We start from the raw sequence: 8435 nt of genomic DNA, 5'->3' as shown, positions 1-8435 counted from the left end.
CCCCCTGAGACTGCAAGCGCGTAGACGACGCGCAGACCCGAGTATGCCTTGAACAGCTCCCAAATCGGCAGCAAGCGCGCATCGAGCTGTCGCGCCCGGGCCGCATCGCCGCTCCTCACAGCGCGGACGATATCCAGGCAAATCCGCGGGCAGATGCCTGCGAGGACGCTGTACCAGGTGTCCCCACCTGCCAACAGCGCCTCGGTGCAATTCCAGTCGGCGCTGTAGCCCAACGCGACGCCCCCCGGAACGACGGCCCGCAATTCCCGGAGATGGCCTGACAGGTTCGCAGCGTCCAGCGCCGGGCTCTTCACCGCGACGATTCCCTCGACACGGCCGAGACGGCCGATCAGAGCCGGCGTGAACCTGAAATGGGTGGTTCCGGGATTATCGTAGATGCAGATCGGCAACCTGCTCTCGCGGGCCACGGTCTGAAAATGCTCGAAGACCTCATCATCAGTCAGGGGCGTATAGGAAACCGCCGCCAAAAGGCCCGCCGCCGCACCGGCATCACGCGCATCTTGCGCCAAACGCACCGCCTCGTCGGTGCGCAGCGCGCCGATGCCGACCAGGATCGGCATCCTGCCCTCGGCCAAAGTGGTCGCCGCCTGCACCGCCCGCCGCCGCTCTTCGCGGCTGAAATACGGATATGAACCGGTGCTTCCGAGCAGCCCGATCGAATCCACCTTCGCCGCAATCAAAGGTTCGAGCAATGCGCGCAGAGCGCCCGTATCGACCTGCCCATCCCGGTTCGAGGGCGTTATCGGGAAGGCAGAGAGTCCCTTCAGACTGATCATCACATTGTCCCTCGTCAGCAACCTGCAGCGCAACCTGTCACGCAATCAATCGACGCGCCGCATTGCACGCAAGGTCCACTTTCACTCAAGCTGGGCACCAAACTGGTCCAGTGTGCTTGCAGCCCCGTCGATCGATAGCGGCTATTGGAGCATCGTGGTCAGCTGCGCGCCTTCGTCGGCCACGAACACTGCGATCAGTTCCGCGGGCTCCGTGGTGCTTGCATTGGCCGAGACCATGTGGGTCGAGCCCGGCGGCTCGAAGAACGACTGGCCGACCTTGAAGGTCTCGACCGGCCCGCCGCCGAGCTGGGAGCGGATCTCGCCCTTCGTGATGTAGGCGGTCACCGAACCCGAATGGCGGTGCGGCGGCGTGAAGCCGCCCGGACCGTAGAACACGCGCACCACCGTGACGCGCTTGCCCGCCACGTTGGGCAGCGCATGCGAGCTGATGACCTCGACCTCGTCGAGCGGCGACGCCGCATTCGCGCTGGCGCAGAGCGGCGCGATCACCGCGGAGATCGCATCCATCGGGGTCGGCAACGCCTTGCCGATCACGAAGGCGCAGGCCAGTCCCGCGACCACGGCCAGCGACACCGGACGCGGCGGCCGTGCGAATGAGAGAGATGGTGTCATCGCCATCGAGCTCATCGGTTGGTCTCCCCTGTCTATTGTCGTTCTGATCCGTCGCGACGCTTACGAAGCCGAGGCGTCCGCGCGCTGCCGGCGCAGCGGCGGCGTCCAGCGATAGGCTGCGCCGAACCGATTCCAGACATTGATCGACGCGATCGCCGAGGTCAGATAGGTCAGTTCCTGTTCGGAGAATTCGGCGGTGGCCTGCGTATAGACCTCGTCGCTGACGCCGTTCGGCATGGTCGTCAGTGCCTCGGCCCAGGCCAGCGCGGCGCGCTCGCGGGCCGAGAACTGCGGCGCCTCGCGCCACACCACGACGAGGTCCAGCTTGTCGACGGGCACGCCGAGGCTCTCGCTCTGCAGGATGTGATACTGCACGCAGAAGGCGCAGCCATTGATCTGCGAGGCGCGGATCTTGACCAGCTCCAGCAGCTGCTTGTCGAGGCCGGCCTTCGCCGCGAACTGGCCGAGCGCACGCACCGCGGCGAACACATCAGGGGCGAGCCTCTCAAAGTCGGTGTATTCCTTGCGGGCATGTGACATCGGCGCGGCCTCATGTTATCAGTGTACTGACATATTATCAGAGCTCTGATATTGAGCAAGACGCCGACATTCGCGAAGGCAACATGGCGGGAATGCAGAAACGAGGGAAATCCGGCGCCACCGGGCGACGTCCAGCCAGGACAACCGCAGGCGACGTCGTCGCCGCCCCGCTCGTCCCGCCACCCGGCGAAGGCAAGCGCGGCGAACAGGGCTACCTCGCCTATCTGCTGCGCCAGGCGCATGCGGCTTCGCGGCTGTCGATGGAACGCGAACTGGGACGCCTCGGCGTCACCTCACCGCAATTCGTCGTGCTCACCATGCTGAAGGCCTATCCCGGACTATCCGGCGCCGATCTGGCGCGCGTGGCGCTGCTGACGCCGCAGACGGTCAGTGTGATCATCCGCAACCTCGAGCGCGACGGCGCGATCCGCAAGACGCCGCACCCGGTTCACGGCCGGGTGCTGCAATGGACGCTGACCGGCCATGGAACCACGGTGCTGGAGAAATGCCGCCATATCGCCCTGGCCCAGGAGCGACGGCTCTCCGCCGGCCTCGACCCGAAGTCGGAACAGGTGGTTCGGCAATGGCTGTCAAAAATCGCCACAGATTTGCAGGATACATAGAGCATGACCCGGAAAAGTGGGAACCGGTTTCCCTCGCGACAAACGCGTAGCGTTTGCGCGGAGGTCATGCTCAAACAACGATCCCTGCGGCGGCGTGGCTTTTGGCTCACCCGATCGGCGCCGCTACACTGGCCGCATGAAACAGCCTGATTCTCCGAAATCCCCCGCCCGCCGCGCCGTCCTCAAGGCGGGGCTCGCCGCAGGCGTGACGCTCGCCAGTCCGCTCGGCGCGCTGGCAGCCGCTCCGCCCGGCTTCGAGCAATGGCGCGATAATTTTCGCGCCCGCGCGCTGGCAAAGGGTATTTCGGAGGCGACCTGGAATCGCTGCATGGGGCGGGTCGAGCCCGACATGAGCGTGTTCAAGCAGATGCGCAACCAGCCTGAATTCCACGAGCAGATCTGGCAGTACATCAATCGCCGCGTCTCCGACTGGCGGGTCATCCACGGCCGCGAGGCGTTGAAGAAGAACGAAGCGCTGTTCGGCCGGATCGAGCGCGACTTCGGCGTCGAGCGCGGCACACTGCTCGCGCTGTGGGGCGTTGAATCGGCCTATGGCGATCCGCTGGTGCAGCAGAACCACATGACGCCGGTGTTCCCCTCCCTCGCCGCGCTCGCCTGGAACGAGCCGCGCCGCAAGGCCTATTGGGAGACCGAGCTGATCAACGCGATGAAGATCGTGCAGCGCGGCTGGAGCACACCCGAAGAGATGAACGGCTCCTGGGCCGGCGCGATGGGCCATTCGCAGTGGATGCCGGAAGTCTGGCTCAATGTCGGCTTCGACTATGACGGCGACGGCAAGGTCTCGCCGTTCGGCCGGCCCGACGATGCACTGGGCTCGACCGCGAAGTACCTCGTCAATCGCGGCAAATGGCACCGCGGCGAGCATTGGGGTTACGAAGTCCGCGCGCCCGGTGGCGGCGCCAGCGGCAGCCGCAGCTACGCAGCCTGGACCAGCGCCGGCGTCGGCAGAGCCGACGGCCAGCCCTTCCCGCAACCGAACGCGTCGGCGCAACTCTGGATCCCCGTCGCGGGCGGCCCCGCCTTCCTGCTCGGCCCGAACTTCAATTCGGTGAAGAGCTACAATCCCTCGATGAACTACGCGCTGGCGATCTGCCATCTCGGCGATCGCTGTCTCGGCGGGCCGCCGTTCATCCAGCCCTTCCCGGGCTCGGAGCGGGCGCTGACGCTTGCCGAGGTCCAGGAGATGCAGACGCGGCTGACCAAGGCCGGCTTCGACACCGGCGGCACTGACGGCCGCGTCGGCAACGACACCATGAAGGCGATCAAGGATTACCAGATCAGGATGGGGCTGCTGCCCGCCGACGGTTACGGCGGCCTCAAGGTATTGGCGCGCCTGCGGCAAGGCGGCTGACGAGCCCGCGTTTTCCTCAAGCCCGTGCAACAGGATACGCCCCGCGGCTGATCGAGTTTTCCACAATCAACCTATAGGCGTGTTGATAACCTCGCACATCCATTGCCAAGACTGCCGTTCTTTGCCTGAATGCAGTCTATTTTAAGTTGTATTTGGGGGCTTACTTTGTTGAGAGCAATCGTTCTGGCGTGCGCCCTGTTTTTGGGCGCCTGCAAATCCGTCGATACGCTGGTATCGACGCCGACACCAACCGAGGTGTCGCAATATGCGGGTGAGATCGGCACCGTGACCGTCGCCGATTCAAATGGTGTCCGACGGATGTATTCATCCGAGTACCTGCTCGCGAGCGTCAACTACACCAACCAGCGCTGCGACGAGTTCTTCGATCTGCTGGCTCGCTTCAATCAGGACTCGTCCTTCATCGACAAGCTCCTCGCAGCATCCATTACGGCAGCAACGCCGTTGATGGCGAGCTATGGCGTGGCCGCGAACGCCGTCGCGGTCACCGGAGCCACCATCGCCTATGGGCAGAACGTCAACAAATTCGCCTCGGAGATCTACGCCTTCTCCCCCTATGCCGGTCAACTCAAGCGCCATGTGAAGCAGCAGATGGCCGACTATCTCAAGGGCATGGGCGCCGACTGGAAAAGGGGGCGTCTGCAGGAAGCCGCCTGTGACTCGACTGGCGGCTGCTACAACGAACTGGAGCGTTTGGTCGTCGTTCGCGGCCGCGCGCAGCAATATGCCAACATCTGCTCGATTTCCAATATGCGGGCAATCATCGACTCGTCGCTCGCGAACACGGACTCGAAGTGCAAAACCCCGACCAGTAGCGACACCACGGAGGCGGCGGCCGAGCTTACCACCTGCAAGGCGCAAGCAGCCAAACCCAATACATAAGCCGCCGCAGCGGAGCGATATCGAGAGGACGCAATCCACGCCCGTCAGCGAGCTTGGATTGCTCCACTCGATCTCGCGATGGGCCTACTGCTGGCGCACCACGCCGCCGGCGTTCATACCGCCGTCGATCACAAGCTCGCTGCCCGTGACATAGCGCGACGCATCCGAGGCGAGATAGAGCACGCCCTGTGCGATCTCGATCGCCTGGCCGGCGCGGCCGAGCGGCGTTGCGAACCTCGCACGCTCCTCCGGATCGATCGGCGCGTTCTGGCCGGCGCCGGTTGCGCCGGTCGGGATCTTGCCCCAGATCGGCGTATCGATGATGCCGGGATGCACGGAATTGACGCGGATGCCGTCGCCGACCTGGGCGCATTCCATCGCGATCGACTTGGCAAACAACCGGACCGCGCCCTTGGTGGCGCTGTAGCCGGAAAGCGTCGCCGCGCCGCGCAGGCCGGCCAGCGACGACATCATGATGATGGAGCCGCCGCCGTGCTTGCGCATCAGCGGCAGAGAATGCTTCACCGACAGGAACACGCCATCGATATTGATGGCGGTCTGCCGGCGCCAATCCGCGAGCGACATCTCGACAATCGACAGCGCTCCGATGCCGATGCCGGCGTTCGAGACCATGATATCGAGGCGGCCATGCCGCTTGCCGATCTCACCGACGATTTCGATCCAGCGCTCCTCGCTTGTGACATCTTGCGGCAGGAAGCTCACCTTGCGCCCGGCTTTCGTGAGCCGCGCCGCGAGCTCCGGTCCCCTCAATTCGTCGATGTCGGTCGCGACAACCGTCGCGCCTTCCTGCGCAAGCAACTCCACGATCGCAGCGCCGATACCCGATGCGCCGCCGGTCACCAGCGCGACCTTGCCTTCAACCTGTCCTGACATGTCCTCTCCAACGTTTCTTATCGGATCACCGTCGGGCCCTGATCCGGCGCCGCGACGTCGAGGACACGGAATTGCACACGTTCGGTGCCTTGCCAACGGTCGACTGCAAGAGAGCCCGCCACGTGCAGTTGCTGGCCGCGATTTTGCGTCAAGGCGCTGCCGAGCTTCTGTCCGACGGAGCGGAATGCGATACCGTTGACGATGGAACCGTCGCCGGACTTGAAGCGCAGCCGCAGATGCGCCTGCCCGACCTCATCGGCATAGACCAGCTGATGCGACGGCAGCGCAATCACCGGCTCCGGATTGGCGCTGCCGAACGGGCCCGCGCGATTGAGCGTCGCGGCGAATTCCGGCGTCACCGCGCGCGCGGTGACCGCACCGTCGATGAACAGCTCGTTCTCGTGGCGAGAGTTGGCGACGTCGGCCGCCAGCGCGCTTTCCATGTAGGCACGGAATTCGGCGAGCTTCTCCTTGCGCAACGTCACGCCGGCCGCCATCGCGTGCCCGCCGCCCTTCATCAGCAGCCCATCGTGCACCGCCTGGCGCACCGCCTTGCCGAGATCGACGCCGCCGATCGAACGGCCTGATCCGGTGCCGATGCCGCCCGGCTCGAGCGCGATCGCAAACGCAGGACGCGCGAACTTCTCCTTCAGCCGCGCGGCGACGAGCCCGACCACGCCGGGATGCCAGCCTTCCGCCGCGGTGACGATGACAGCGCCCTTGTCCTCCAGCCCAAGCGAGGCCAGCGCCTCGGCTTCGGCCTGCGCCTCGGCCGCCTGCTCGATCACGCGCCGCTCGCTGTTGAGGCGGTCGAGTTCGGCCGCGATCCGCGCGGCCTCCGAGACATCGCCTTCGAGCAGCAGCCGCACGCCGAGATCGGCGCGCCCGATGCGGCCGCCGGCATTGATGCGCGGCCCCAGCATGAAGCCGAGATGCCAGGCCTCCGGCGGACCGTTCAGCCGCGCCACATCCATCAGCGCGGTATGGCCGACATGATCGCGCCGGCGCATCGCGATCAGGCCCTTGGCGACGAAGGCCCGGTTGAGCCCGATCAGCGGCGCGACGTCGGCGACGGTGCCGAGCGCGACATGATGCAGCATGCCGAGCAGGTCCGGCTCCGGCATCACGCCGGTCCAGAAGCCGCGCTGGCGCAGCTCGCGGTTGACCGCGACCAATGTCACGAACACGAGGCCAACGGCGGCAAGATGGCCGAGGCCGGAGAGATCGTCGGGCCGGTTCGGATTCACCAGCGCGTCGACCTCGGGCAACTCATCGCCGGTCTGATGATGATCAATCACCACGACCGACATCCCGAGCTTCCTGGCTTCCGCCAGCGGCTCGATGCTGGTGGTGCCGCAATCGACGGTGACGAGCAGCGTCGCACCTTTTGCCGCGAGCGCACGGACGGCGTCGACGTTCGGCCCGTAGCCTTCGAAAATACGGTCGGGAATGTGGATCAGTGGATCCAGCCCGCAATGGCGCAGATGCCATGTCAGCAGTGCCGCCGAGGTCGCACCGTCGACGTCATAGTCTCCGAAGATCGCGACCTTCTCCCCGCGTAGCGCGGCATCCGCGATGCGCTTGGCCGCATGCTCCATCTCGGTGACCGTATGGGGATCCGGCATCAGCTTGCGGATGGTCGGGTCGAGGAAGTCGGCGACATCGTCGATCGCGACATCGCGCCCAGCCAGCACGCGCGCCAGCATTTCCGGCAATTGATAGCGCTGCACGATCGCGAGCGCCCGCGCCGCCCCGCGCGCATCGAGCCGGTCGCGCCAGAGCTTTCCGGTCAGCGACCGCGACACACCAAGAAACGCCAGCGGCGCTTCGATGGGCAATGCGGATGCGTGGAGCGTCATGATTCCTTTCCAATCAGGCAGGAATCGTAGCGCCTCAGTGAATCCCAAGCCAGTTCTAGCAGCCCATCCGGCTGGCGATTTCCCCGAAATCCTTGGCCACGATGTCCCAGTTGCCGGTGGCCTCGAAATCGACCTTCTGCAGCGGGCCGTATTCGGTCGGCCGCGCCACGAACGCGGTCTTCAGGCCGTGCTTCTGGGCATGCTTCAGATCGTAATTGTGCGCGGCGACCATCATCACCTGCTCCGGCGGCAGGCAGAGCAGCTTCGCGGCGCCGAGATAGGTTTCCGGGTCCGGCTTGTAGTGCTCGAACAGTTCGGCCGACATCACGAGGTCCCAGGGCAGGCCTGCGAACTTCGCCATGTTGGTGAGCAGAGCGACGTTGCCGTTGGAGAGCGGCGAGATGACGTATTTGTTCTTCAGCCGGGTCAGGCCGGCAACGCTGTCGGGCCAGGCGTGCAGGCGATGCCAGCCCAGCGTCAGATGGTGCAGGTCGGCTTCGGTAAGGCCCTTCACGTCGAACTGCGCGACCAGCTTCTCCAGCGAGCGGCGATGCAGCACATCGAGGATGACGTAGCCGTTCTGCGGGTTCTTGCGCACCTCGTCCATCGAGGCCACATAGACCGCGCGCCAGCCGTCGACCAGCGCCGTCCAGTCGGCCTTGATCCCGCGCGTCTCTCCCCATGTCGCGAAATCGTTGATCAGGCTGGTGCGCCAATCGACCACTGTGCCGAACACATCGAACACCAGCGCCTTGACCCCGGACAGATCGGACATGCGCGTCTCCCCTTGTTGTTGTTCTTGTTGCTTGGACACGTC

Annotated in this window: 9 protein-coding genes; 3 read left to right on the top strand and 6 right to left on the bottom strand. The window is 65.2% G+C overall.

The features are described from left to right. From H8A95_RS16810 to H8A95_RS16800, 3 genes are all read right to left on the bottom strand, one after another. The coding region (locus H8A95_RS16810; protein WP_229184122.1) for a dihydrodipicolinate synthase family protein at positions 1-797 on the bottom strand (797 nt) is incomplete at its 3' end. Positions 798-938: 141 nt separating this feature from the next. Continuing rightward, positions 939-1445 (bottom strand): cupin domain-containing protein, encoded by a 507-nt coding sequence (locus H8A95_RS16805; RefSeq protein ID WP_229184121.1) that lies wholly within the window; start codon positions 1443-1445, stop codon positions 939-941. A gap of 45 nt (positions 1446-1490) precedes the next feature. Next, positions 1491-1970, bottom strand: a complete 480-nt coding sequence (locus tag H8A95_RS16800) for a carboxymuconolactone decarboxylase family protein (protein ID WP_229184120.1) — start codon at positions 1968-1970, stop codon at positions 1491-1493. Positions 1971-2053: 83 nt separating this feature from the next. On the opposite strand from H8A95_RS16800, the gene H8A95_RS16795 reads away from it, so the two are divergent. The 3 genes from H8A95_RS16795 to H8A95_RS16785 all read left to right on the top strand — a co-directional run bounded on the left by H8A95_RS16795 (position 2054) and on the right by H8A95_RS16785 (position 4865). Continuing rightward, positions 2054-2593, top strand: a complete 540-nt coding sequence (locus H8A95_RS16795) for a MarR family winged helix-turn-helix transcriptional regulator (protein ID WP_229184124.1) — start codon at positions 2054-2056, stop codon at positions 2591-2593. A 136-nt stretch (positions 2594-2729) separates the two neighbouring features. Further along, a complete protein-coding gene (locus H8A95_RS16790; RefSeq protein WP_229184119.1) occupies positions 2730-3965 on the top strand; it encodes a lytic murein transglycosylase in 1236 nt (411 codons plus the stop codon). A 168-nt stretch (positions 3966-4133) separates the two neighbouring features. Next, entirely contained in the window at positions 4134-4865 is a 732-nt protein-coding gene (locus H8A95_RS16785; protein WP_229184118.1) for a hypothetical protein, read from the top strand. Between the two features lie 84 nt (positions 4866-4949). Here H8A95_RS16785 and H8A95_RS16780 read toward each other — a convergent pair whose 3' ends face one another. From H8A95_RS16780 to H8A95_RS16770, 3 genes are read right to left on the bottom strand one after another with little or no spacing between them, the layout of a single operon-like run. Then, positions 4950-5759, bottom strand: coding sequence for an SDR family NAD(P)-dependent oxidoreductase (locus H8A95_RS16780; RefSeq protein WP_229184117.1), 810 nt, complete (start codon positions 5757-5759; stop codon positions 4950-4952). Between the two features lie 17 nt (positions 5760-5776). Further along, a complete protein-coding gene (gene recJ / locus H8A95_RS16775; protein ID WP_229184116.1) occupies positions 5777-7618 on the bottom strand; it encodes a single-stranded-DNA-specific exonuclease RecJ in 1842 nt (613 codons plus the stop codon). Positions 7619-7673: 55 nt separating this feature from the next. Then, complete coding sequence (locus tag H8A95_RS16770; protein WP_229184115.1) at positions 7674-8393, bottom strand: haloacid dehalogenase type II; 720 nt, start codon at positions 8391-8393, stop codon at positions 7674-7676. Positions 8394-8435: the final 42 nt, after the last annotated feature.

The sequence above is a fragment of the Bradyrhizobium oropedii genome, assembly GCF_020889685.1.
Taxonomy (GTDB): domain Bacteria; phylum Pseudomonadota; class Alphaproteobacteria; order Rhizobiales; family Xanthobacteraceae; genus Bradyrhizobium; species Bradyrhizobium oropedii.
Note: the sequence above shows the minus strand (reverse complement) of the source record. Positions and strands in the feature narration are given on the sequence as shown.